We start from the raw sequence: 24,610 nt of genomic DNA on the forward strand, positions 1-24,610 counted from the left end.
ATGCACGCGTACCACGTTGCCATCGTCGGAGGTGGGCTTGCCGGGCTATATGCGGCTTGGCAGCTTGAACAAGCTGGCGTTGAAGACTACCTGGTGATCGAGGCGCGCGACCTCCCTGGAGGGCGCATCGCATCGCTGGAACTTCTGCCGCTGGAACCTGGTGCGACGCAGACACACAAGTCCGATGCACCGCGCTGCTTTGACCTAGGACCGGCCTGGTACTGGCCGGGGCTGCAGCCGCAACTCGATGCGTTGGTGCGCGCGCTTGGCCTCGAGGCCTTTGCACAGCACGAAGCAGGCGACATGGTTTTCGAACACGCCGCAGGCGAGGCGCCGCGTCGAATGCCCGGCTATGCGTCTTCGCCGCCATCGATGCGCCTGAAAGGAGGAATGGGTGCATTGATCGGCGCTTTGCGCCGGCGGATACCGCCCGGCAGGGTCGTGACCGGGCAGGCAGTTTCGCAACTGCGGTACAGCGCGGGCGAAGTCGCCCTAGAGTCGCAGGACGTGAACGGAAGGTTTACCCGTCATGGTGCCAGACATGTGCTGCTGGCCGTACCGCCACGCCTTGCCGTCGCGCGAATCGGCTTCTCGCCGGTCCTGCCCGATGCACTGGCACGGCAGTGGTCCGCCGCATCGACGTGGATGGCACCGCATGCGAAGTACCTCGCGGTCTTTGATGCGCCGTTCTGGCGCGACAACGGACTATCCGGTGAAGGGCGAAGCCTGCAGGGGCCGCTGGGCGAGATCCATGACGCATCGTTGCCCGGAGGCGAAGCCGCCCTGTTCGGCTTCTTCGCCATCCCTGCGCAGGTCCGCCGGAGCCTGACCGAGGAGGTCTTGCGCACGCACTGCCGCGCACAGCTCGTCCGGCTGTTCGGTGCAAAGGCCGCGATGCCCAAGCTGGACGTCGTCAAGGACTGGGCACGGGAGTCGTGGACGGCCACGGATGCGGACCTTGTCGCCGAAGCGGGGCATGGTGCCGTCCCACCGGCGGGCATTGCGTCCGGCCCTTGGCGCGGACGCATCCTCGGCATCGCCAGCGAGTGGTCGCCGCGTTTCCCCGGCTACCTGGCCGGCGCCATCGAGGCTGCAGAACTCGGCGTACGAGCCGTGCTGGGCACGCGTGGACAAACATCATCCAGGGAGCACTCCGATGCCAATGTTCGATTTTGACCAGATCGTCGAGCGGAAGAACACCAACTCCATGAAGTGGGGATATGCGCGGCAGTTCCTGACGCCGGAACAGTGCGCGGCCGATCCATTGCCGATGTGGCTGGCCGACATGGACTTCCGCGTCGCGCAACCGATCCTCGACGCGCTCCACGAGCAGATCGACATGGGCGTGCTCGGCTACGGCGGTACGCCGGATGCGTACTGCCAGGCCGTGGTCGACTGGCAGGCGCGTCGCTTCGGCTGGCAGGCACGGCCCGAATGGCTGACCCAGTCGCCGGGCATCATCGGCGCGCTGAACATGGCGGTGCAGGTATTCACGCAACCAGGCGATCACGTACTGGTGCAGACACCCGTCTACTTCCATTTCCTGCACGACGTGGAGAACAACGGCCGCCGCGTCGCCGCCGCACCGCTGACGCACGGAGAAGATGGTCGCTACTGCTTCGATCCGGAAGTCTTCGAAGCCGCCATCCGGCCCGGAACCCGGCTGTTCATCCTGTGCAATCCGCATAACCCGACCGGCAACGTCTGGACACGCGAGGAACTGACGACGATGGCGGCCATCTGCGCTCGCCACGGCATCGTCATCGTCTCTGACGAGGTCCACCAGGACCTGGTGTTCGGCAAGGGCAGGCGGCACCTGCCGCTGGCAATGCTTGGCGACGACATCGCCGACAACACGATCGTGTGCACCGCGCCGAGCAAGACATTCAACCTTGCCGGGCTGTCGTGCGCCAACGTGTTGATCCCGAATCCGCGGCTGCGCGAAGCGTTCCGGATCCAGCGAGACCGCAATGGGGCATTCCTCGCCAACACCCTTGGCACCGCGGCGTGTGAGGCGGCCTATCGCCACGGCGAGGCCTGGGCCGATGCCATGCTCGACTACGTGCGTGAAAACCAGCGGTATTTTGCGGATCAGGTCGAGGCACTGGGCCTGCCGCTGACTGTCACGCCCACCGATGCCCTGTATCTGGCCTGGATCGACTTCAGGCAGCTTGGCCTCCAACCTGCGAAGTTGCACGATTTCCTGCTGCGGCAGGCGCGCCTGTGGCTGGATCCCGGCGACAAGTTCGGCGCCGAAGGTGAGGGCTTCATGCGCATCAACCTGGCGTGCAGCCGGCAGGTCGTGGACGAGGCGATCGGACGATTGCAGCAGGCGCTCGGGCATGCGCCGGGGGGCGCCGCGTGAAAACCGGCTATCGCGTCATGCAGGTGGCCGCGCCCGGCGTGCTCGAGCCGGCGGAGCGTCCCGTGCCCGTGCCGGATGCCGGGCAGGTGCTGATCAAGGTCGAGGCTTGCGGGATCTGCGGTGCGGACATCGGCGACATCGAGCGTCCCGGTCCCGGCGCGCCGCTGCCCCGCGTCCCGGGTCACGAGGTGGTCGGGCGGATCGCCGCACTGGGCGAGGGTGCGTGGCCTCGGTGGAAGCTGGGACAGCGCGTTGGCGTGGGCCGACTGGGTGGCCACTGTACCCGGTGCGAACAGTGCCGCGCTGGCCGGTTCCAGCTGTGCCCGAACCAGCCGGTCACCGGCGCGGACTGCGATGGCGGCTACGCGGAGATGATGCTGGCGCGGCAGACCGGGCTGGTCGCGATTCCGGACGAACTGGAGTCGGAAGAGGCGGCGCCGATCCTGTGCGCCGGCATCGCTGCGTTCAATGCGCTGAAGAAGTCGGGTGCCGGGCCGGGCGACCTGGTTGCGGTCCAGGGCATCGGCGGACTTGGACACCTGGCGGTGCAGTACGCGCGCAAGATGGGATTCCGCGTAGTGGCGATTGGTCGCGGACACGATGTCGCGGCCGACGCGCTGCAGCTGGGCGCCCATGTCTACCTCGATGTGCGGCACGATGATCCGGTCGCCAGGCTGCAAGACATGGGTGGGGCGCAGGCTATCGTCACCACGATCCGGGATTCCGCTGCCGCCTCGGCAATCGCTTCCGGGCTGGCGCCCAGCGGCACGCTGGTGCTGCTTGGGATAGGTAGCGAACCCTTGGTACTGTCGGCCGGGCACCTCGTCCGGGGCGAACGCCGCGTGCAGGGCTCGATCACCGGATCGCCGTACGACACGGAAAAAGCGCTGGACTTCAGCATGTTGACCGATACCGGGCCATGGACTGAAACACTTCCGTTGGCGCGTGCCAACGAAGCCTACCAACGGCTGAAATCGGGCCAGGCTCGTTATCGAATGGTGCTCACCATGGCGAAGGCACATGACGACTGAACACCATCCCGCGACGGGAGGTGCCGAGCGCCTGCTTCCGGACCGCGTGCAGCACATGAACAGTTGGCGACTCGCCGTCGCACAGGCGCTGGCGGGCGCGAACTCGGTAGTCGTCTACGCCACCGGCGCCATCATCGGCGACCAGCTCGCGCCAAGCCCGGTGTTGGCGACGCTCCCCATTTCCGTTTTCGTGGTTGGCATGGCGGCCTGCATTCTTCCGATGGGCTCGATCGCCCGTCGGCACGGCCGTCGCACCGCATTCCTAGCCGGCACCGGGGCAGGGGTGATCACCGGACTGCTGGCCGCAGTGGCGGTCGTCAAGGGGAGCTTCTGGCTGTTCTGTCTGGCCACGTTCTTCGGCGGTGCCTATGCCGCGGTGGTGCTGTCGTTCCGCTTTGCCGCGGCAGATGGTGTAGCACCTGTCAGGCGTGCACGGGCACTGTCGCTGGTGATGGCCGGTGGCGTGGTTGCCGGTGTTGTGGGTCCGCAACTGGTGACCTGGACAATGGATCTGTGGTCTGCGCACACGTTCGCGGCCACGTTCCTTGCCCAGAGTGTCGTCGCTGCACTGTCGGCAGTCGTACTGCTGGGTGTGCAACTGCCCGGGGTGGCCGGAAAGGAACCGGTGTCGACCCGGGGGCGCCCGCTTCGCACCATCGCGCTGCAGTCACGCTTCATTGCCGCGGTTATCACCGGTGCCGTGTCCTATCTGTTGATGAACTTCATCATGACGGCGGCGCCGCTGGCGATGCACGTGCACGGCCATTCGCAGGCGATAGCCAATACGGCGCTGCAATGGCACGTCATCGCGATGTATGCGCCCAGCTTTTTCACCGGACACCTGATTACCCGTTTCGGCGCGCCGCGCGTTGCCGCGGCGGGGCTGGTGCTGACGGCGCTGGCGGCAATCGTTGGGCTGCAGGGGATCGGCGTCGCGTACTTCTGGTGGTCGCTCGTGCTCCTCGGCGTGGGCTGGAATTTCGGGTTCCTCGGTGCTTCGGCGCTGGTGCTCGAATGCCATGCGCCGGAAGAGAAGGTCCGGGTGCAGTCGCTCAACGATTTCATTGTGTTCGGCCTGATGGCCATCGGCTCCTTTTCGTCCGGTGGCCTGCTGGGCGCCTACGGATGGCAAGCCGTGCTGTGGGTGTCCTTCGTCCCGCTTGCGGTCGCTGTCGTGGCACTGGCGGCCGTCGGCCGCACGAGATCCCGCGTATCCGTCGACAACGAGGTCATGTTGCAATGAGCATGAGCACATCTGAAATTCTCGTCCGCGCCGCCGCCATCGGCGTCGGTGGCACGCTTGTGCTGGATCTGTACGCGTGGCTGCTGCAGCGTGCCTGGGGAATTCCCGCCACCAATTGGGCCATGGTGGGGCGCTGGATCGGGCACATGCCGGGGGGGCGGTTGGTACAGCCGGCGCTGCCGAAAGTCCGCCCGGTACCGGGAGAGCGCACCATCGGATGGACCGTCCATTACCTGATCGGCATCGGCTATGGCCTGCTGCTCGTGGCCGTCGCGGGCGCCGGCTGGCTGCAGGTGCCCACGCCCGCCGCATCGGTCGTGCTGGCCCTCGTCCTGCTGGTGCTGCCGTACTTCGTAATGATGCCCGGCATGGGCATGGGCATCGCCGCGTCCCGGACGCCGAAGCCGAACGTGGCGCGGCTTAAAAGCGTGGCCGGACACACGGTGTTCGGGCTTGGCATGTACCTCGCGGCGGTGCTCATGGCAGCCGTTGCGAGGTGAACGCCTGCGATGGCGTGCAGAAACGCATCAAGCCACTGGCCCCGGCATCCACCCTGTCCGGCCATGCTGTCGGACGTTTCAAGGAGATCTCGAATGTCGTCAATAACCACCGTATCCGGCAGCAATTTCATGTCTGATGTCGTACAGCGTCCAGGTGTGTCGGTAGTCCGGTTTTGGGCGCCCTGGTGCCCGCCCTGCAAGCGGATGGCTCTCATCTACGACGAGCTGGCCCGGGAAATGGGCAGTCACGCGTACTTTACCGAACTCGACATCGACCAGGCCCCGGAAGTTGCCGGCGGGCTGGGCATCCGCAGCGTACCGACCATGCTGGTATTCAAGGATGGCGAACTCGTCGACGGCGTGGCCGGCCTGACTCACAAGGCGACGTACGCATCCTGCATCCAGGCGCACCTGTGACCCAACGAAGACCGGGCGGAATACTCCGAACTGCTACAACCGAACTGCTGCAACAAGGCCAAGCGGATGTACGTGCCGGCAAGGGTAGGGTGCTGTTGTGTCGCCCCCATATGGATGCACGCTGCACCACCGAGGACCAGCTTATGGCCGGCACTCGTCGCAGCATGATGAAACGACTGGCTGCGGCTATTACCGTCGCCGAAGAAATGCGCCGGGGGTGTGACGCGAAGCGCGCAGCGATTCCAGGATGAGCCTCCATGCTGAAAACCATGCGTTGCCAGATTCTGCTCTTCGTAATTGCGCTGCCGTTGCTGCCCGTTGCAGCGAGGGATGTAGCATCGGAAACGTCGTCGCGTGCCAGCGTATCCTCCAGGATGTTCATCAATGCAAGTGATCGATGGCGCGGCAGCGACAGCGCGGACGATGAGGGCCTGGCGCTCGAACTCACGCGATTTTTCGTCAACGCTCGCGTCGACCTGGACAGCGAGTGGTCGGCACACATCACCACTGACGTTGTCTGGACTCGAAACGACGACCCTTCGAGTCCATGGCTGCGCTATGCCTATCTGCAGCGTCGGCTTGGCGATGCTGCGGTGCTCCGGCTGGGTAGTGCGCCGCTGCCGTGGATCAATGCCGAATCGGCGCAGAAGGGCTACCGCTATGTTGATGCGGGGCTGGTTTCACGGAGCGGGCTGGGGACCTCTGCCGACTACGGTCTACACATGCAGGGCGGCGATGGTTGGTTCAACTATGGTCTGTCGGTCGTCACAGGGGGCGGCTACAAGCGCCCGCGGCTGGGCAGGCGCGCGGACGTCGAAGCGCGTTTCGGATGGACGCCGGTGGAATCTGTGGAACTGGCCGTCGGCGGCTATCGCGGCTCGCTCGCCCGAAAGGGAGTCGATGGGCGTCATCCGCCATTGGCACAGAGGTGGAATGTACTGACGACCTGGACCGGAAAGCGGGCCAAAGTGGGTGCCCAATACATCAGAGCCCACAACTGGTCCGGGGTGCCATGCCGATCCCATGGCTGGTCGGGGTGGAGTAGCTATCAGATCGCCCGGACGGGTGCCGTGTTCGTTCGCCATGATCACACCAGCCCGAGTCGGGAACCCGCCGCCCCACTGGCTGAGCGGTACAGTCAGGTCGGCGTGGAATGGAAGGCATCGGACTACCTGCGCGTGGCGTTGGTGGGAAAGCAGATGGAACTGAAATCCTCAGCGCATGAGTCGGAATCGAACGAGTTCGGTGTCTGGGGCGAATTGCTGTTCCGGTAATCAATCCCGGTTGAAGCCGTCTGTGTGCATCGGCAGTTCCGATGTTAAAGCACTTCTAGAAGCGGAAGCTCAGGATACCTGCCACGAAATCCGTATCGCGATAGCCAGCCTGGGTCAGCGCGGGGCCGGCGTCGAGATGTTCATAGCGGCCGGTGAAAGTCACGTACCGGGCAAGCGGCCATACGATCTCTGCGCGCAACATCTTGCCAATCCTGCGCCCCGGCACCGACTGAGTGCCGGCGATCATGGTGCCGTTGGCGCGGTAGACACCGTCGTGGATGCTGTCACGCCACGCAAATTGGTATTCGAGCGTCATGCGCGCCTTGCCGAAAGGCCGGAAGGAGACGTTGGGGGCAAAGGCGACGAAGTTGGTGGAGGACGCGTTGAGGGTATGGCTGAAGCGGATGTGGTCACCATGGGGAGTCGTTGCATTGTGCAGTGCTCCTTCGCCGAAGGATCCGCCGCCGCTCGCATAATCGGCGCGGATGCCAATGCGCGGCGCGTCCGGCGCCTTGCCCAGTGCCAAGCTGTGCTGTGAGAAGACCTGCCATGCGTTGATAGGGCGGCCGTCGAATCGACCGGTCTGATGGTCGACAGCAAGATCGACCCCGAAACGTCCGATGTTGCCCCAGAGACGTGCTCCGTAGAATTCCCGTTCCTCGCGCGCGGTCGTCTCCCCCCATGCCGTGGCCCGATTGCGCAGGCGCCACGCGAAGGGGTCGAGGTAGAGACGGGACCCTCCGAATAGATCGGTCGATAGGCCGAAGTTGGAGGATATGCCGCTGAACCGCACGTTGCGGTTGATCCGGTCGTCACTGAGCCCCCCGTTGCCCAGACGCGTGTGATAGAGATCGAAAACCGTTACGCGCTTGGTATCGGTCCCGGCCCACGCACGGACCCCGTTCAGCGTGAAGCGGACCGTATTGTTATCGCGGAGCGCCACCAAGGGTTGGGGGCCTTCGGTAAACTCCTGCCGGCCGAGGCGCAGCCCGAGATCAACTCCTGAACCGCCGGGCGCCACGGTGCCGGTGAAATCGACGAATGCTTGCTGCAGGAACAGACTGTTGTCGAGCACAGGCTGCCGTGGGCCGGGATTGCTGCCGTAGAGGCCGGCATGGGCGACTTCGGTATAGGCGCGGACATGCTTTCCCAGGTGAAGGTCGGCCCCGCCGAATATGCGCATGATCTCCTGGCGCTGCGTATCGGACGACTGGAGATTGGGATTGTTCGCCTGGTTGAGCCGCAGCCTGAACTCCCCGGAGAGCGAAAGGTAGACGTCTCCGTCTGCATTGAGGGGGATGTACTTGAGGCGGTCGATCGGGCCATCGCGACGCTCCGGGTCGCGCATGACCGTCCAGTCTTCAGCCCAACGCGAGGGCGCCGGGGCGCTCGGCCGCGGCTTTGGAAGCGATGTCCTGGGTGCTGCGGTATCGGGCTTTGATACGGAGTCAGCGTCGATCGACTGCGCGGTTGCCGGCCCCGTGAGCCCGATCGCGAAGCCTGCCGCCATGGTGATCGCCGCCGCGCCACGCTGTCCTTGTCGTCGGCGCAATGAGTGACGTCGCGAGGCGCCATTCGCAGTTTTCAATGCCATTCTTCCAGTGCTGATTGAGGTGCCGAACATGCGCGAATGCACCGCGCCATATAGGCACGAAGGTCGCGTTCGGTCGATGTGGGAAGGTGGGCTAGTAGCCCCCGGGCAGCAGCTACATCTGCATCAACGCATAGCCCTTGAGCTGATAGTTCGCCACGACCATGAGTGCAGACGACGCAAGCGTGGTTTGGTCGTTGAGGTTCTTTGCAGACCAGCTATTGGTCGCCATCGTCTGGCCGCAGGCGTAAAACGTCACCCCGTTCTTGGTCAGCGTTTTCATTAGCGCAAGGTTGGGGTTGGGTTTGCCGTACTTGGCCTGATGGGTTTCTTCGTCGAGCGCCGGTCCGATGCCCGGACCATGGAAGACAACAACAATATCGATGTTCTCCTTCGGGACGCCGCCGGCGTGCAACTGGTTGATGATCCGGGCGACTGACCAGATCGAGTTGTTCACGCCCTGGCGCTCCTTGTCCGACATGACCGAGAAGAGGAGCTTGTAGTGCAGCTTGGGATCGGGCTGCACGGCAGCGTCTTCAAGGACGACCATTTCACCGTAGCCGGCAATGGCCGGCGTGGTGAACTCCTGCGCTGCGGCCGGCGCAAGTGGCGACAGGAGGGCGAGCGTGGAAAAAAGCAGCTTGGCGATGAGTTTCATGAATGGTTCTCCTTGAGAGTCCTATGTCGATCAGCGGAACTGGTAGTTCGTGCCGGGAATGGTCGAAAAGCTTTCGGTGCCCAGCTCCTGGCTGAGCGCGCGGCCGTCGAGCTTGGGTGCGACGGGATCGAACTCGGCTAGGTAGCCGGTCAACGCATCGTGAAGCCGGTACTCCCGGATATTGACGTCCTCCACGTTCGGCAGCCGGTTGAAGCTGTGCTCTGGTGCGCCGGTCTGCACCGGCGCGGCGATCGTGTAACTTGCGTCGGCGCTGACAGGCTTGCCGCCGACTTTGAGGGACAGGATGCGATCACCGCGCGGGCGAGAAGGCTCGAAGCGCAGCTCCATACCCGAGAAACGGACCAGGTATCCGCCGAACCGCTGCGAGGGGTCCGGCGAGAATGCGTTGTTGATTTCGTTTTCCATCCATGCTTTGAGCCGCGCACCACTGATGCGCCCGGTCTTGAGCTGAGTATTGAGCGGCAACATGTTGAAGAGGTTGGCCATCGTGATCGGTGCCGGCTTGCCGTTCTCGGGGACGATCGGGTTGCCGTAGCGGAACCCATTGGACAGCGCAATCTGGGTGCCGGTTTTCCAGCGGATGGCATCGGTAATCATGTTGTCCATCGGAGATTCGACGGTCATGTAGCGATAGATCGGCGTCGACGTGTGTCCGATCACCCGTTCCATGTCGTCGCGAAACGGTGCTTCGGCGCGTTCGATGGCGGCCTGCACCCCGGCATCGGCGGGGTAGCGCGTCGGGTCGACCTCGAGTAGTTCGTAGCGGTCGCCGACGAGTTTTCCGTCGACGAAATCGAGTTCCAGCTTGCCAACGAAACTACCGAACGCGCCAGGTTCGGTCACCTTGGCATTGCGACGTGCGAAGGGGACGCGAATCCGCTCATGGGTGTCGTTGCCGAGCACGTAGTCGATGTTTTCGGCGATGGGGCTGTCGGCAATCCCGATCTGCTTGAACACGCCGATATGCGAGACCAGGAACATCACGTCGATGCCGTTGCCGTTCACGAATGCGTCCACCCGATTCTTGAACCGGGCGTCAACGTTGGTGAACTCGAGGCCTTCGCTCATCTGGGGGTTCTGACGAAGGGGTACATCGGGATCGTTGAATCCCATGAAGCCGAACCGAACACCATCGATGTCCTTGATCCAGGTCGCCGGATAGATCGGCTGCAAGGTATCAGCGTGGTACATGTTCTCGACGATGGGATTGGCGCTCATGCTTGTTTCGAGCTTGATCATCTGCTCCTTTCCGTACACCACCGCCCAGTTACCGGGCACGATGAAGTCATAGCCAAGAAGTTTGATCGGTTCGATCATCGATTCGCCGCGGCTCTTTGCGGAATAGCCGTCGCCCATGAACAGGTCGCCCCCGTCGAGCACGATCGTGTGCCCGGGATTCGCTGCGCGCTCCTGCTCGATGAGAGTCTTGATGTGGGCCAAGCCACCGACTTCGCGGAAGACGATTTTTCCGTTCTCGATGAAAAGTTCGGTATGCGGCTTGGTCTGCCCGTGCAGATCCGCGACCTGCAGGATGGTGACCGTGAACTTGCCCTGGGGGGCTTGCGGTGCTGCGGCGTGTGGAGCCGCCATGGATGTCATTGAAAGTGTCATCGACAGCATCGTCACCACGAGAAAAGCGCGGCGCCAGATGCCCCTTCTGTCATTGATCATTGTGCTCGGACCGTTGGAAAACTGCCCGAATCTAGTGGTGCATGATTAATTCAAAATTAAGTGAAGGCATGACGGCTGCGATGTCATCGACGCAGACCTGACATGTGGTTGAAGGCGACAGAAGACGGCGCTATGCTCGCCGGCGGCTGCGGTATCGGATACATGGATCAACGCCCTCGCAGCCGCGATGGACGGGTGCTGATCGAGATGCAATTCGATTGCGGAACGGCAGTGGATCAGCAGTTAAGTCGGCCGGGTTCCCGCACGAATTCTCCAACCTGTTCGGACAGGCGACTCGCGTCGCGGTCCTTCTGTTACTGCATCCCGCGATTGACTGTACTGGCGAGTTCCACCACATGCTGACTATTGGTTTGTTGCTTGGCCTGAGCTTTGTCGTGTCACTGCTCGCGCTGGGATTCCTGATCTGGGCTCTGGCCTCGCATCAACTGCGTATGGATCAAAGCCAGGCGTACGCGATTTTCGTACCCGGGGAAGCTGGCAAGCCCGAGGATGCTGTGCTGACTGATGCGGAGCAGCACACCGATAGAGTCGATGGCGGCGGAAGTGGCAACTGTTTTGATGGCGCGCGAGGCGGCATCGACCGCGCCTCGCGGCTGCCGGTGCTTGCATTGATCGGGAGTGGCCTGACGTGGTTGGCGATCGGTTCGATCTTCGGATTGATGGCCTCGCTGAAGATGCACATGCCCGACTGGCTGGTGGGCGAGGCTGCATTGACCTTCGGCAGGGTGCGCACGCTGCATCTGAACATGGTGATCTATGGTTGGCTGTCGATGACGGGCATCGGTGTCGCGATCTGGATCGCGGGACGGATGTTCCACACTGTTCTACGAATGCCGCGAATGATTCTCGCCGGCGTGGTGCTTTGGAACCTGGCTGTGGCCTGTGGTGCGCTGGCCATCGCCAGTGGTTGGACCGATGGCGAGGAGTGGCTGGAGATTCCGTGGCAGCTGGACATCGTGCTGGCCATCGCTGGGGCTTGCTTTGCGATTCCACTGGTCGCAACCGCAGCGAATCGCAACGTGCACCACATTTACGTGACCGGATGGTATTTCCTCGCGGGGCTGTGCTGGTTCCCGGTGCTGTTCATCATCGCCAATATCCCCGGCATCCATACCGGCGCGCAGGAAGCGACCGTTAACTGGTGGTTCGCACACAACGTGCTCGGCCTATGGTTGACACCGCTGGGCGTCGGCACCGCCTACTACTTCATCCCGAAGATCATTGGCAAGCCGATCTACTCCTACAGCCTCTCGTTGATCGGGTTCTGGGGTCTGGCACTGTTCTACAGCCAAGTCGGCATCCATCATCTGATTGGAGGTCCGGTACCGACCTGGGTTGTGACGCTTTCCATCGTGCACAGCGTGATGATGTTCATTCCGGTGATTGCGGTGGCGATCAACCAGCACGTGACCGTTGCGCGCAACGCCTGGGTGCTCAAGACGTCCGTGCCACTGCGCTTCGTGTCGCTGGGTGCGCTGATGTACACCGCAGCCTCGTTCCAGGGCTCTCTGGAGGCGCTGCGCTCGGTCAACAGCATCACCCACTTCACCCACTACACCGTTGGCCATGCGCACTTGGGCGCATATGCCTTCGTGTCCAACGTGCTGTTCGGTGCCGTGTACTACATGATGCCGCGCATCACTGGGCGCCCCTGGCCGTGGCCGCGGATGCTGGGTGTGCACTTTTGGCTGGTGGTAGTCGGCTTTTCTATCTACTTCTTTGCGCTGTCGGTCGGTGGCTGGTTGCAGGGTGAGGCGATGCTGGATGCTGGCCGCGACTTCGCTGACAGCGTGATCCTGACGATTCCCTACCTGCAGGCGCGTTCATTGGGCGGTGCGCTGATGGTCGGTAGCCACCTGTTGTTCGTGGCGCACTTCGTTGCCTTGTTCCTGATCCGTCTGTCGGCCGCCTCGATGCCAGACACGCCGCGCGACACTGTCCCGGTCACCGCAGCATGAACCGCATCGTTCCGCTTGCCATCCTCGCCCTGGGGATTCTCGCCTTTGCCACGCTGCTGTTGGTCATTGCCCCGGCAGTCCAGATCGGCAGCGAAGCTCCGACACCAGGGCTGAAGCCATACACCGCACAGCAGCTGCGGGGACGCGATGTCTATGTGTCGCAAGGTTGCGTCTACTGTCACAGCCAGCAGCCACGCGCGGTGGATCAGGCACCGGATTCCGAACGTGGCTGGGGGCGGGCGTCGGTGGCATCGGATTATGTCTACGACTCGCCACACCAGCTTGGGACCATGCGTACCGGGCCCGATCTGCTGAACGTCGGTGCCCGCCTACCCAGTCGCGACTGGCACCTGACCCACCTGTACCAGCCGCGCGCGATCTTCGACTGGAGCATCATGCCGGCCTACCCGTACCTGTTCGAGCACAAGCCCGCTCCCGAGCCGGGCGACGTGGTGGTGAATCTGAGCGGCGCGTACGCGCCCGCCGAGGGTGTGATCGTTGCCAAGCCCGAAGCGCTGGATCTCGCCAGCTACCTGCAATCACTGGACCGCACATTCCCCGCTCCGGCCGATGCACTGCGCGATGACGGCTATGCCCGGCCGGAGGAATCGCGATGAGCCGCCGTAATCCGACTGACCGGAGTGTCCCCAACGATCATTTCGAACCCTATGAGGAGAACGCACCTGTCCCGCTGCCGGTGCTTTGGATCGCGCTGGCGCTCGCACTCTGGGGCGCGGTCGCTCTGTTCAACAGCAGTGAGTCGGAAACCGCGGGACGCGTCGAGCGCGTCGAGCGCATCGATCCCGAGGCCAGCGCTGCAGTTGGCACGTCCAAGGGCGCTGGCGCCGAATTGTTCCAGGCGCACTGCGCGACCTGCCATCAACCCAATGCCGCTGGGGTCCGCGGCGCGATTCCGCCGCTGGCCGATTCGCCGTTCGTCGCTGCGCAACCGCAGGTCATGGCTCAGATCCTGCTGCACGGCATCGATGGTCCGATCCAGGTTGGCAACCGCACCTACGATGGACACATGCCGGATTTTTCCAGCGCGCTCGACGATCAGCAGATCGCCAGCATCATCGGATACGTGCGCGATACCTGGGTAACCGACAATGCAGCCGCCGGCGCTGTCGACGCTACATTCGTCGCCGGTGAGCGCAGGCGCTTTCCGGGGCGCGGCGCCTGGCAGGGTGGGGCGGAGCTGGCGCGCGTGGTCGATTCTTCGCTGCCGCCACAGCCACCTGTCGAGCCGGCGGTAACGGGTGACATCGACCCGGTGATCACGCAGCTGGTCGAGACAGGACGGGGCGCGGCGTGGAGCTGCGCATCCTGCCACGGCGAGCGCGGCCAAGGCACGGTCAACGTGCCACGTTTGGCAGGCCTGCCGGCCGACTACATCGTCAAGCAGCTGCGCAGCTATCTGGACGGCAGCCGCCGCAACGAGAACATGGAAGTGGTCGCCCATGCCTTGACGCCCGACGAGATACGCGGGCTGGGCATGTTCTATGAGGCGGTTCGCGCCCCGTCCAACGCCAACCCCCGCCTGGGCGGTGATCTTGCGCGCGGGGAGCAACTGGCGCTTCACGGCGACTGGTCAAAAGACGTTCCGGCATGCTTTTCCTGTCACGGGCCATCGGGCGTCGGCGTGGATCCCGTGTTCCCTCCCTTGGCGGCACAGCATCCGGAGTACACCGTGGCGCAGCTGGTGGCGTGGACCAGTGGCCGTCGTGACAACGCCGATGTCCAGCTGATGGACCACATTGCCAAAGCGCTCGACGACGACGATCGACGGGCGATTGCCGACTATCTCGCCACGCTGCCACCGGTTCCCGCTGCCGACACGCGTACGGCACCCACCCCCAAAGTCTGGGAAGAATCCCGGGCCGAACATATTGCTCCCGTTGAGATGACCTCCGACGCAGGTGACTCCCATGTCCAGGACTGATCGCAACATCGCCGAAGGCGGCGAATCCGCCGGACGGATCCGCAGTGGCCGCGGAGCCCGACGTGCGATCTACGCACTCGGTGGCGGCCTGGTGTTGTTCGCGCTGGGCGTTCTGCTGTTCGAGCGCGCGCCACGGGCCGATCGTGACAATCAGCAATCGCAATCGGCCGCTGCACCAACGCTGGGCGTCGCGGGCCAATCTCCGGTCCGCTTCGTGCCGCCGGCGGAGGACACCATCCCCGATGGTCCGTCGGGTGAATCCATCCTCCGTGGCCGCAACATTTTCATGAACACCCCGACCAACGCGGCAGCGTTCGTCGGCAACCAGCTGTCCTGCTCAAATTGCCACCTCGACAACGGTCGCCGTGCCGATTCCGCGCCGATGTGGGCGGCTTGGCTGGCGTACCCGAAGTACCGTGCCAAGAACGACCGGATCAACACCATGGAGGACCGGATCAACGGCTGCTTCAGCTATTCGATGAACGCTCAGGATTCGCCGTCGGGCGGGCCGCCGCCGGCGGGCCACGATGTGTACAAAGACCTACAGGCCTACATGCATTGGCTGGCGACTGGCGCGCCGACCAATAGCAAGGTTGAGGGTGCCGGTTACCTGGCATTGGAAATGCCGGAGCAGGGCTACGATCCCGCGCGTGGCGCACAGGTGTATGCAACCAACTGTGCGGTTTGCCATGGCGCAGACGGAAGCGGCCAGCGCGACCTCAACGGTCGCCTGGTGTTCCCGCCGCTCTGGGGCGCGGACAGCTACAACTGGGGTGCCGGCATGGCCCGCATCGATACCGCCGCCGGTTTCATCAAGGCAAATATGCCCTATGGCCAGAGCAACCGGCTGACGGATCAGGAAGCCTGGGATGTGGCCGCCTACATCGACGTCCATGAGCGTCCGCGCGATCCGCGCCAGGCGGGTATGACCGTGGCCGAGGCGGCGGAAAAATTCCACAAGGGCGACGAGACCTACTACGGCAAGACCATCGATGGCGCGCTGATCGGAACCGGCACGCCGGCGCCCGTGCACGACTGACGCGATGGATTCGCGCCAGCTGTTCGCAGTCGACGGCCTCTGGTGCGGTGGCTGTGCCCGCGGGCTGGAAGACAAGCTGCGTGCACTTCCCGGAGTGAGGCGGGTGGCGGTGCATTTCCTGACCGCCTCGGCACTGATCCAATGGGAGACGGCCCGCATCGACCGTGTCGCCATCGCGGCCGCCATCGCCGATGCCGGGTACCGGTTGGTCGAGCAGCCGAGGCCGGAGGCCATCATGCAGCGTCTGGAGACGGCCATCGCCTCGCTGTCGATGCGCCTGGCGGTGGCAGTGTTCTTCGGCATGTGGACGATGGTCGGCAGTGTGATGCTGTATCTGGGCGTGGTCGAACCCGATGCGGCCTGGTGGATCGCACTCGCCACCGGCATCACGGCGCTGCCGGTGCTGGTGTGGTCAGGCGGCGACATCCTGCGCATGGCGGTGCGTTCACTGCGGCTGCGCAGTCCCGGAATCGACCTGATGATCGGGCTGGGCGTTACGGGATCGAGTGCGCTGTCGCTGCTGAATCTGTGGCGCGGCAGCGCGCACGTTTATTTCGACACCGCCACGATGCTGGTCACCTTGCTGCTGGTTGGACGCTTGATCGAAGCGTGGGTGCGAAGACGCGCCCTGGATGCCATTGTTGCCATGCAAGCCGCGGACGGCGAAACCGCGCTGGTGCTGGATTCAGGCGGAATGGCGCAGGGGAGGGCGGTGGAGGACGTTGCGATCGGAAGCAGCGTGCTGATCCCCGCCGGCGCCGTGGCCAGCGTCGACGGCATCGTGCTGCGGGGAGAGGGCCGGCTGGATACCGCCATCCTGACCGGGGAGTCGCGGCCGCGGACGGTGGCACCGGGTGCACGGGTGAGCGCAGGCAGCCTTAATCTCGATCATCCCCTGATCGTGCGCAGCGACCGTGAACCCGGTGACCGCGACCTGGACCGCATGGGTGGACGCATCGCGCTGGAAATGGTCGCGCGGCAACCCCCGCCCGACAGCCAGGCGCGTATCTCCGACCATCTCGCCCGCTGGGTGCCGCTGCTGGCGCTGGTGGTCGGCGTCGTCACGCTGCTGGCCGGACACGGCGCCGAGCAAGCGATCCTGCGCACACTGGCAGTCCTGGTCGCTGCCTGTCCCTGCGCCCTGGCGGTGGCGACGCCGCTGGCGCACCTGCACGCGGCAGTTCTGGCGAGCCGGCACGGCCTGCGCGTCGCGGATCCGGACAGCTTGGTGTCGCTGGCGCGCGCACGCACGGTGGTATTCGACAAGACTGGCACGCTCACCCTCGGCCGGCCGACCGTGGTGGAAGCGGAGCCGGCTGCCGGCTGGCAGCGCGAGGACTTGCTCGCCGCAGCTGCTGCGGCCGAGGCCGGCATCGATCACCCGCTCGCGCGTGCCATCGTGGCTGCCGCACCGATGACATCCGACGCGGCAGCCGCCGGTGAGCGCAGTGCACGCGCCGCGCAGGGTACTTGGCGCGGCCATCGCATCTGCGTGAGCGCGGCCGACCCGGCAGCGGAGAAAACCGGAATGCCCGCAGGCGAGCAGACGCAGGACGACGGCCGCACCTGGCTGGCCGTCGACATCGACGGCACACCGATGGGGCGACTTGGCCTGAGTGACCGGATCGATCCACAGGCCGCGCCGACCATCGCCCGTCTGTGCCAGGCAGGGGTTGCGGCATGGCTGGCCAGCGGGGACGCCAAAGCACCGGTTTTCGCGCTGGCGGAGCACATGAGCATCCGACATGACCGGGTCCGCGCGGGCATGTCGCCCGCAGAGAAGGCGGACCTGGTGCGCGAGCTGCCAGGCCCAGTCGTGTTCGTCGGTGACGGCATCAACGACGCGCCCGCGATGGCGGCCGCTGGCTGCGGGATTTCAGTGGCGCGCGCGCATCCTTCGGCGCAGGCAACGGCCGCGATCGGCATCCTGGACGGCGGCATCGACAGCGTCCTGCGCGCGCGCGCGCTCGCTGGAGTGTCGCGCTGGTGCGGCGCAACCTGTGGGCGGCGCTGGGCTACAACGCGGCGATCCTGCCGCTGGCGGCGCTTGGGCTGTTGACACCACTGGGCGCCGCGCTGGCTATGACCGCCAGTTCGCTCACCCAGATCGTCTTGGTGCTGTCCAGTCGTCCGGGCCTGGCTACGCCCTATTGACGGGCACGCACTCGATGCGCGCGGTGCCCCGCTCCTGCACCGGCGCCTGCATCGGGGCGAAATCGGGCCGAGCCGTGGCGGCCGCAGTGAACGGCCGCCACTGAGCGGTGTCAGTGTGGACCACCCATGACGACATTCAGGTCATCTCCGCGGGGCAAACCGTTGCGGCGCTCCACGGTACCGTCGGCATCGCGAAAGACAATGCCGGGCGTGCCGCCGAAACCCAGTTCCATCATCAGCATCTGGTTGGCATCCAGGGTTTCGCGGATTTTTGCCGGCACTGTCGCTGCCGGCTGCACGCCGCCGCTCTTGTAGTTGCTTTCGTTCTGCCGTAGCGCAGCGGAGGGATCATCGGCTGCGAGAATAGTGGCGACTTTGTTGGCGCTGTCTTCCTTGATGACACCAACCATGATGTGGCGTAGCTGCACCTTGCCCGAATCGACCCATGGCCGCGCGGCGTGCCACAGCTGATTGCAGAAGGGGCAATTGGGATCACTGAACAGGTAGACCACGTGAGGAGCATCGGGTTTGCCGTCCTGAATCCACTCGGCCTTGTCGAGCTGCGACCAGATCTTGTCGCTCATCGGTCCGGCGACCAGTTCCTGCAGGCGCCCGGCATCGCTTTCGTTGCCATCACGATCGACACGGGTGCCGACGATGGCGCTGCCGCTTGCGGTGACGTATACCGCAACCGGGTGCTGTTGCCCCGCGACCGCGGCGAAGGCGCGTAGTCCGTCATCTGCCGGAAACTCTTCCACGATGTTCAGGCCCTTGGCCTCGAGCGCGTCGAGCACGGCCGGACGATCACCATCGTCGGCACGGCTGCACGCCGTGCTGCCCAGAGCGATCGCCCCGAGGAACAGGGCAGTCAGAGGAATGTATCGTGGCATGTTTACTCCTTGGGTTCCGGAAGGGGAAGTGCGCCGAATCGCTGATACAGGCTGTCGGCCAGGCTGGCGCTGGTGACTCCACCCAGGTGGGTGTCCACAAGGCGGCCGTCGGCATCGAAATAGAATGTGGTGGGCAGCGCCCTTGCACCGGTTTCAGCCATGGTGCGGGAGTGCGGATCGCGGAGAATGTTGCGCAGGTCCAAGCTTTCATCAGTGAGAAAGCGCTGGATCGTGGCGACATCTTCGCCCTGATTCACCAGCACGAAGTTGACTCCCGGATACGCCTTTTGGGCGCGTTCCAGTACGGGCATTTCACGACGGCAGGGCGGGCACCAGGTCGCCCACAGGTTGACCACGACCGGGTGGCCGGCGTAGTCGGACAGGTCAGTCGGGCTGCCGTCCAGGCTGGTCAGGGCAATGCTGGGCAGGGGCGGCGCGCTCTGCTGCATCCACCACAGCGCGCCTCCTGCGGCGGCCCAAGTCACGACGCCGGCGGCGACACCGGCCAGTACCGGCCGGCGCAGGGCCGTCACCGCCGTGGTGCGCCAGAATATGAAGGCGACACCGGCAGCCAGCCCAAGCCACCAGATGAAGCCGCCATCGCCGATCTGGATGATCGCCAGCGGTGCGGCGACGTATTCGCGCCACCACAGGATGATGTAGGCGACACGCGCGACCAGCAGGCCGACGAAGAGCGCATCGACGATCAGCGTGCCGGCCGACTTCATCGGCACATCCGGCAACCTCCGGGCCAGGACACGGGCGACCCCCCAGGCGATCAGCGTGGCCAGCGCCACCGCGATCGCGCGGATCGGAAATCCGGCGATTCCCGTCACGGCGCGCCCGCCGCGTCCAGTTTGGCGAGGAAACCGCGGGCATCGACCTCGCCGACGCTGCGCTGTGCACGCCGCTCACGTCCATCGGGTCCGACCAGGATCAGCGTCGGTGGTCCAGGGACCTGCCAATGACCAAGTAGTTCGCGATCGATGGCGTCGTTGTCGGTGACATCCGGGCGTAGCACCTGCACACCCGCCAACCGTGCAGCCACGGTAGCGTCGCCGAATACTTCGCGCTCGATTACGTGGCAACTCACGCACCAGTCGGCGTAGAAGTCGATCAACGTCCATTGCCCACGGGCGCCGGCCTCGGCGATACGCGCATTCACGTCTTGCACGGATTTCGCGGCCACGTACTCGAGCCTGGTCGAAGTCGTCGTCGTGGCAGCGGTAGCAGTGCCGAAACGCTCGAGCGGGTGCAGCACGGAATCGCCGCCGGCCGCGGCGCCGACCAGCATCAGGCACGACCAGAAGCCGGCAAGCAGCGATGCGAATCGCAGCGACCAGCCGCCACGGCTATCGTCCCGACGCCCGTGGGCCCATGCGAATAGCCCGACCGCGACCGCCAGCGCCCACGTGCCCCACAGCAGAAGCCCGATCGGCCCGCTGACGACGCGCACGAGCATCAGGATTGCCATCGCCACCATGACGTAGCCGAACACTGTGCGTACGCGCTCCATCCACGGGCCAGGCTTGGGTAGTACCCGTGCGCCGAAGACCGCAATCAATACCAGCGGCAGGCCCATGCCCAGCCCGAGTGCGAACAACGCCAGGCCGCCTACGAGCGCACTCCCGGTCTGACCGATGTAGAGCAGCGCGCCGGCCAGCGGTGCGGTCATGCACGGCCCGACCAGGAGCGCCGACAACAGCCCCAGCGCGGCCGCACCCGCCAGGCTGCCGCCCTGTTGGCTGCGGCTGGCGCGTTCGAGGCGATTGGCCAGCACCGCGGGCAGGCGCAGTTCAAACATTCCAAACAGTGATGCGGCCAGCACCAGGAACAGCGCGGCGAACGCGCCCAACAGCCACGGCGACTGCAGCGCGGCCTGCAGGTTGGCGCCGGCCAAGCCCGCGGCCACGCCGACTGCGGCATAGGTGACCGCCATCGCCAGCACATAGGTCGCCGACAGCGCCAACGCGCGTCGCGGCGCGGCGCCGCCGCCGACGATAAGGCCGGAGACGATCGGAATCATCGGCAACGTACAGGGCGTGAACGCCAGCAGTAGCCCGAATCCGAAGAACAGCAGGGCGCCGGCAAGCGGGCCCAGTGTGGCTAGGCGCGCGGCTGTAGCCTGGTCTTCGGCCAGATCCTCCTGTGCGGGCGCGGTAAGTGATGCGTCCGGAGCCGGGGGGGCGCCAACGGCGTTTTCAGCGGAGGAGGCAGAGGCCGCCGGTATGGCGGCTACTGCGTCGCTGGCGGAATCAGTGGGAGTCTGTGCCGTCGGATTCACGCTGCGCGTGCTGGTGGCATTCGCGGCGGCATTGCTTGCGTCATCGCCGGGATCGACCGGCGGTGACACGGCGGTGCCCGCTGCGGAAGCTGCGGTGTTACCGATCCCTGACCTGGCAGGCAGCGCCACGGTCAGGGTCTGCGGCGGATAGCAGATGCCGGCCACGGCGCAGCCTTGCCAGTGAATTGTCACCGGGCCGGATACTTCGGACGAAAGGCGCAGCGTAAGCCCGGGCGGTTCGTAGACTTCGGTATCGCCGAAGAACTCGTCGTGGTGCGGCTGCCCCGAAGGCAATTCAAGTGTGAGTTTCCCGCCGTTGAGGTCCTCGGCCCGCAGCGTGTGCCGATAGACATAGTAGCCATCGGCGATCTTGGTCTCGATGCGCCAGGTGTCGCCATCGAGCAGCGGCTGCCCGGGCACGAACACCTCACTCGCATCGAGGAACTCTTTGCCAGAATCATCGCCCCAGCCTTGGAGCAGACTTGCGGCCCCAGCAGCACCTGCTGCCAGGGACAGCAAAAACACAGCCAACACGCGACACAATGACGACAAATCGGTACTCCAGCCCTGCGAACGCTGCGTACGGTGCCCGGCGCTGGTTAATCCAGACTTAAGCCGCTCGTGGTGACATCCCGTTGTTTCTGGAAAAATGGTCCTGAAATGCGAGTGCTTGTAGTCGAAGACGACGAACTGATCGCGAGCGGCCTGGTGGCGGGTTTGCGCGTGCACGGCATCAACGCCGAGCGGGTGCGCGACGCCGTCGGCGCCGAGGCGGCCTGCGCCGGCGAGCGCTACGATGCACTGGTGCTCGACCTCGGGCTGCCCGACCGCGACGGCATGGCTCTGCTCGCCGACCTGCGCGCGCACGACCAGGGCATTCCCGTCGTCATTCTCACGGCCCGCGACTCGGTCGAACACCGCCTCGCTGGCTTGCACGGTGGCGCTGACGACTATCTCGTCAAACCATTCGACCTGCGCGAGCTGGCTGCTCGCCTGCATGCGGTCGTGCGTCGTGTGCGGGGGAGGGCGGTCCAGGCAATCGAGGTGGGGCCATTGCGGCTCGAACCGGAAAGCGGCCAGGCTTGGCTTGTCGGCGACCCGGTGGCCCTGTCACGGCGCGAAATCGATCTGCTGGTCCACCTGGCCGACGCGCAGGGGCGTTGGATCTCTCCGCAGACGCTGCATGAACGGCTTTACGGACTTGACGTGGATGTTGGCAGCAATACGCTCAACGTCCACATCCACAACATCCGTCGCAAGTTGGGGCCCCATGCCATCGAAACCGCCCGAGGCCTCGGCTACCGCCTGGGTTGGAGGCCGACATGAGTCTGCGCCTGCGTGCGGTATTGATCGCCGGGGTTGCTCTGACGCTGCTATGGGCACTGGCCGCGGCGTGGATGCTGCGCGACATGCACGGTCGTCTCGACCGTACTCTCGATCAGCGACTGGAACAATCGGCACGGATGGTGTCCGGACTGCTGCAGCGCTCCGCACTGATGCCGGAGGATATGGACCGGCTTGCGAGCCCCGTGACTGTCGGCGGCGGGCAGGGCATCGCCTGCCAGATCCGCACGCTGCGCGGCGAAATCGTCGCGTCTACAAGTGGTGCGCCACCGATGGCGTTCGACGCGTCAACGCCCGGGTTTTCCGATCATCAGGTCGACGGCCAAGCCTGGCGTACCTACACCCTGCAATTCGACGGCTACAACATCACCACTGCCGACCGGATCGATGAGCGCGATGCGTTGGTCCGCGACATTCTTCTGGCCGCGGGCATACCCTTTCTGGTTGCGCTGCTGGGCGGATTGTTGGCGCTATGGGTCGGCATCACGCGGGGCCTTGCACCACTCGATGCCTTGCGCCGGATGTTACAGGCGCGTGATGCGGATTCGACCAGGCCGGTCGATGATATCGGCACACCGACGGAACTGCGGCCTGTGCTGGGCGCTCTCAATGGGCTGCTCGAGCGGTTGGCCGAATCGCTGCATCAGCAGCGTGCCTTCACCGATGCTGCGGCACACGAGTTGCGCACGCCGCTGACCGTCGTCGACACCCATCTGCAAGTTGCACGCTTGTCCGCGGAGCCGGAAGCATCCCAGTCACTGCACAGCGCGGGCGAAGGTGTGCGCCGCCTGCGCCGGACGCTGGACCAGTTGATGGCCCTGGCGCGGGCGGAGACCCCGGGCAGCGTCGCGGATGATCCTTGCGATTCGGTACTGGATGCGGTCAACGATGTGCTGGCGCGACTGCAGCCAGAGGAACGCAACCGGGTCGATGTCTGCGTATCCGGCAGCGACGCCGCCGTCGCTATTCCACATTCGATGCTGTCGACGGCGCTACGCAATCTGCTCGACAACGCGCTGCGCTACTCGGGTGATGAATTGCCGGTTGCTCTGCTTGTATGTTTCGAGCCGGATACCGGCAGCGTACGCATCGAAGTGGCAGATCGCGGACCGGGCATGGATGACAAAGATATGGCCAATGCCGGCCAGCGATTCTGGCGCGGTGACCATCGACGAGAAGGAAGTGAAGGTGCTGGACTTGGGCTTTCCATCGTGCGTGCAATCGTCGCTCGACATGGAGGCGGGTTTAGATTGCAAGCGAGGACGGGCACTGGGCTATCAGCCGTTCTCGAACTGCGGATGGTCCAGGTTCACGGATAACGAGCGCCGTAAGCGTGACCACGCTCGGCCCGCTTCATTGCTCTGGCACGCACTGGTAGGGCAGTTTGCATCTGGCGAAAATGATCGATCGGTAGAACGCTGGATGACGTAGCCTTCTCCCCAACCAGCGAGGACGACGATGTCCACCTGACGTCCACCTTGGAGTTCCGATTCGGCAAGAGCGAGAGCGTGAGCAGCCATGATGGCCTTGAAGCGGCTGTTGAACATCTCACGGAAGCCCGCGGCGATCACTTCGACGCGATCCGACAATTCCCTGATCTCGACCATGCGCCTCTCCCTCGGCAATAGGTGGGTGCCAGCAGCTCCGCATCCCTGCGGGAACCCGCCCGTCTGGATTACCCGCGAGGAAGTGCGGGGATCGGACGTTGCTGGCAGGTTGGTAGTTTGTGTGACTGAGCTTGCCCGAGTCGTCAGCTGCGCATGTTCTGTAGTGTCGGGAAAGCCCACACAGCTTTGTAGGGAAATCCTGACGAGAGACTTGAGACCGTAGAACGACCTTGACCTGCCTTGTCCAGGGTCTGTTTGATGCGATTGACTAGATGCGGGATAGGGCAGGGCGCTGGCTCCGGACGTACACCCCTGGGTGTCCAAGCATGGCGCTCGGCGAACTGGCTCCACTCTCGGGGGCGATTCGGAAGTAGGAATTTTCTAACGATTCGCGCCTGTTATCGAGGGGAGAAAGAGCCCCTGATCCACCCACTCTGTGCCACGTAGCGAACCGACTCCGTCGCAACGGATTAGGAACTCTTGTGCCGGGCTCACTTCCGGGAACTGGACTGCTGCCGGTTCCGTGGACACCATCCTAAGCTATCTGTAGTTGCTGCTCGTACTGCGCGGGGCTGATGTGGACTGCTGCCGGTTCCGTGG

General features: G+C 64.6%; 21 protein-coding genes. 14 read left to right on the forward strand and 7 right to left on the reverse strand.

Annotated elements, in window-relative coordinates; translation table 11 throughout:
• The 7 genes from H570_RS16980 to H570_RS16985 all read left to right on the forward strand — a co-directional run bounded on the left by H570_RS16980 (position 1) and on the right by H570_RS16985 (position 6,830).
• Positions 1–1,176 (forward strand): flavin monoamine oxidase family protein, encoded by a 1,176-nt coding sequence (locus H570_RS16980; protein ID WP_036135681.1) that lies wholly within the window; start codon positions 1–3, stop codon positions 1,174–1,176.
• Positions 1,157–2,365: a MalY/PatB family protein gene (locus tag H570_RS0108825; RefSeq protein ID WP_245559574.1), complete on the forward strand. Its 1,209-nt coding sequence runs from the start codon at positions 1,157–1,159 to the stop codon at positions 2,363–2,365. The genes H570_RS16980 and H570_RS0108825 overlap by 20 nt, the downstream gene beginning before the upstream one ends.
• Positions 2,362–3,396, forward strand: a complete 1,035-nt coding sequence (locus H570_RS0108830; RefSeq protein WP_027080417.1) for an alcohol dehydrogenase catalytic domain-containing protein — start codon at positions 2,362–2,364, stop codon at positions 3,394–3,396. The genes H570_RS0108825 and H570_RS0108830 overlap by 4 nt, the downstream gene beginning before the upstream one ends.
• Positions 3,386–4,639 carry an MFS transporter gene (locus tag H570_RS0108835; RefSeq protein WP_027080418.1) on the forward strand — a complete coding sequence of 418 codons (1,254 nt, stop codon included), beginning with the start codon at positions 3,386–3,388 and terminating at the stop codon, positions 4,637–4,639. The genes H570_RS0108830 and H570_RS0108835 overlap by 11 nt, the downstream gene beginning before the upstream one ends.
• A gap of 2 nt (positions 4,640–4,641) precedes the next feature.
• Positions 4,642–5,139 (forward strand): DUF2938 domain-containing protein, encoded by a 498-nt coding sequence (locus H570_RS0108840; RefSeq protein WP_027080419.1) that lies wholly within the window; start codon positions 4,642–4,644, stop codon positions 5,137–5,139.
• A 93-nt stretch (positions 5,140–5,232) separates the two neighbouring features.
• Positions 5,233–5,556: a thioredoxin family protein gene (locus tag H570_RS18565; protein WP_027080420.1), complete on the forward strand. Its 324-nt coding sequence runs from the start codon at positions 5,233–5,235 to the stop codon at positions 5,554–5,556.
• Positions 5,557–5,813: 257 nt separating this feature from the next.
• Complete coding sequence (locus H570_RS16985; protein WP_051176249.1) at positions 5,814–6,830, forward strand: hypothetical protein; 1,017 nt, start codon at positions 5,814–5,816, stop codon at positions 6,828–6,830.
• Positions 6,831–6,885: 55 nt separating this feature from the next.
• On the opposite strand, the gene H570_RS0108855 is transcribed toward H570_RS16985, so the two are convergent.
• From H570_RS0108855 to H570_RS0108865, 3 genes are all read right to left on the reverse strand, one after another.
• On the reverse strand, positions 6,886–8,454 hold the full coding sequence (locus H570_RS0108855; protein ID WP_084499986.1) for an alginate export family protein: 1,569 nt from the start codon (positions 8,452–8,454) through the stop codon (positions 6,886–6,888).
• Between the two features lie 82 nt (positions 8,455–8,536).
• The gene (locus H570_RS16990) at positions 8,537–9,079 is read right to left on the reverse strand and encodes a DsrE family protein (RefSeq protein ID WP_027080422.1); all 543 of its coding nucleotides are present in this window, start codon (positions 9,077–9,079) and stop codon (positions 8,537–8,539) included.
• A gap of 30 nt (positions 9,080–9,109) precedes the next feature.
• Positions 9,110–10,771 carry a bifunctional metallophosphatase/5'-nucleotidase gene (locus tag H570_RS0108865; RefSeq protein WP_036135683.1) on the reverse strand — a complete coding sequence of 554 codons (1,662 nt, stop codon included), beginning with the start codon at positions 10,769–10,771 and terminating at the stop codon, positions 9,110–9,112.
• Positions 10,772–11,127: 356 nt separating this feature from the next.
• Here H570_RS0108865 and H570_RS16995 point away from each other — a divergent pair, with 356 nt between their 5' ends.
• The 5 genes from H570_RS16995 to H570_RS0108890 are packed head-to-tail and all read left to right on the forward strand — an operon-like array spanning position 11,128 to position 17,790.
• On the forward strand, positions 11,128–12,750 hold the full coding sequence (locus tag H570_RS16995; RefSeq protein ID WP_051176251.1) for a cbb3-type cytochrome c oxidase subunit I: 1,623 nt from the start codon (positions 11,128–11,130) through the stop codon (positions 12,748–12,750).
• Positions 12,747–13,367, forward strand: a complete 621-nt coding sequence (locus tag H570_RS0108875) for a cbb3-type cytochrome c oxidase subunit II (RefSeq protein ID WP_027080424.1) — start codon at positions 12,747–12,749, stop codon at positions 13,365–13,367. The genes H570_RS16995 and H570_RS0108875 overlap by 4 nt, the downstream gene beginning before the upstream one ends.
• Positions 13,364–14,692 carry a c-type cytochrome gene (locus H570_RS18180; RefSeq protein ID WP_084499988.1) on the forward strand — a complete coding sequence of 443 codons (1,329 nt, stop codon included), beginning with the start codon at positions 13,364–13,366 and terminating at the stop codon, positions 14,690–14,692. Before H570_RS0108875 ends, H570_RS18180 begins: the two co-directional genes overlap by 4 nt.
• On the forward strand, positions 14,679–15,731 hold the full coding sequence (locus H570_RS0108885; RefSeq protein ID WP_084499990.1) for a c-type cytochrome: 1,053 nt from the start codon (positions 14,679–14,681) through the stop codon (positions 15,729–15,731). The genes H570_RS18180 and H570_RS0108885 overlap by 14 nt, the downstream gene beginning before the upstream one ends.
• 4 nt (positions 15,732–15,735) lie before the next feature.
• Positions 15,736–17,790 carry a heavy metal translocating P-type ATPase gene (locus tag H570_RS0108890; protein WP_027080426.1) on the forward strand — a complete coding sequence of 685 codons (2,055 nt, stop codon included), beginning with the start codon at positions 15,736–15,738 and terminating at the stop codon, positions 17,788–17,790.
• A 205-nt stretch (positions 17,791–17,995) separates the two neighbouring features.
• On the opposite strand, the gene dsbG is transcribed toward H570_RS0108890, so the two are convergent.
• Genes dsbG through dsbD form a run of 3 tightly spaced genes read right to left on the reverse strand, consistent with a single transcriptional unit; the run spans position 17,996 to position 21,593 of the window.
• Entirely contained in the window at positions 17,996–18,775 is a 780-nt protein-coding gene (gene dsbG, locus H570_RS0108895) for a thiol:disulfide interchange protein DsbG (protein WP_036135685.1), read from the reverse strand.
• 2 nt (positions 18,776–18,777) lie between these two features.
• Positions 18,778–19,611, reverse strand: a complete 834-nt coding sequence (locus tag H570_RS0108900; RefSeq protein ID WP_027080428.1) for a TlpA disulfide reductase family protein — start codon at positions 19,609–19,611, stop codon at positions 18,778–18,780.
• Positions 19,608–21,593, reverse strand: coding sequence for a protein-disulfide reductase DsbD (dsbD, locus tag H570_RS0108905; protein WP_245559580.1), 1,986 nt, complete (start codon positions 21,591–21,593; stop codon positions 19,608–19,610). The genes H570_RS0108900 and dsbD overlap by 4 nt, the downstream gene beginning before the upstream one ends.
• A gap of 126 nt (positions 21,594–21,719) precedes the next feature.
• Here dsbD and H570_RS0108910 point away from each other — a divergent pair, with 126 nt between their 5' ends.
• Both H570_RS0108910 and H570_RS0108915 read left to right on the forward strand, forming a co-directional pair.
• Positions 21,720–22,385, forward strand: a complete 666-nt coding sequence (locus H570_RS0108910; RefSeq protein WP_027080430.1) for a response regulator — start codon at positions 21,720–21,722, stop codon at positions 22,383–22,385.
• A complete protein-coding gene (locus H570_RS0108915) occupies positions 22,382–23,722 on the forward strand; it encodes a sensor histidine kinase (RefSeq protein WP_027080431.1) in 1,341 nt (446 codons plus the stop codon). The genes H570_RS0108910 and H570_RS0108915 overlap by 4 nt, the downstream gene beginning before the upstream one ends.
• On the opposite strand, the gene H570_RS18905 is transcribed toward H570_RS0108915, so the two are convergent.
• On the reverse strand, positions 23,681–24,010 hold the full coding sequence (locus tag H570_RS18905) for a hypothetical protein (protein WP_156899912.1): 330 nt from the start codon (positions 24,008–24,010) through the stop codon (positions 23,681–23,683). The genes H570_RS0108915 and H570_RS18905 overlap by 42 nt on opposite strands.
• Positions 24,011–24,610 lie beyond the last annotated feature (600 nt).

Source organism: Luteimonas mephitis DSM 12574 (assembly GCF_000422305.1).
Taxonomy (GTDB): Bacteria; Pseudomonadota; Gammaproteobacteria; order Xanthomonadales; family Xanthomonadaceae; genus Luteimonas; species Luteimonas mephitis.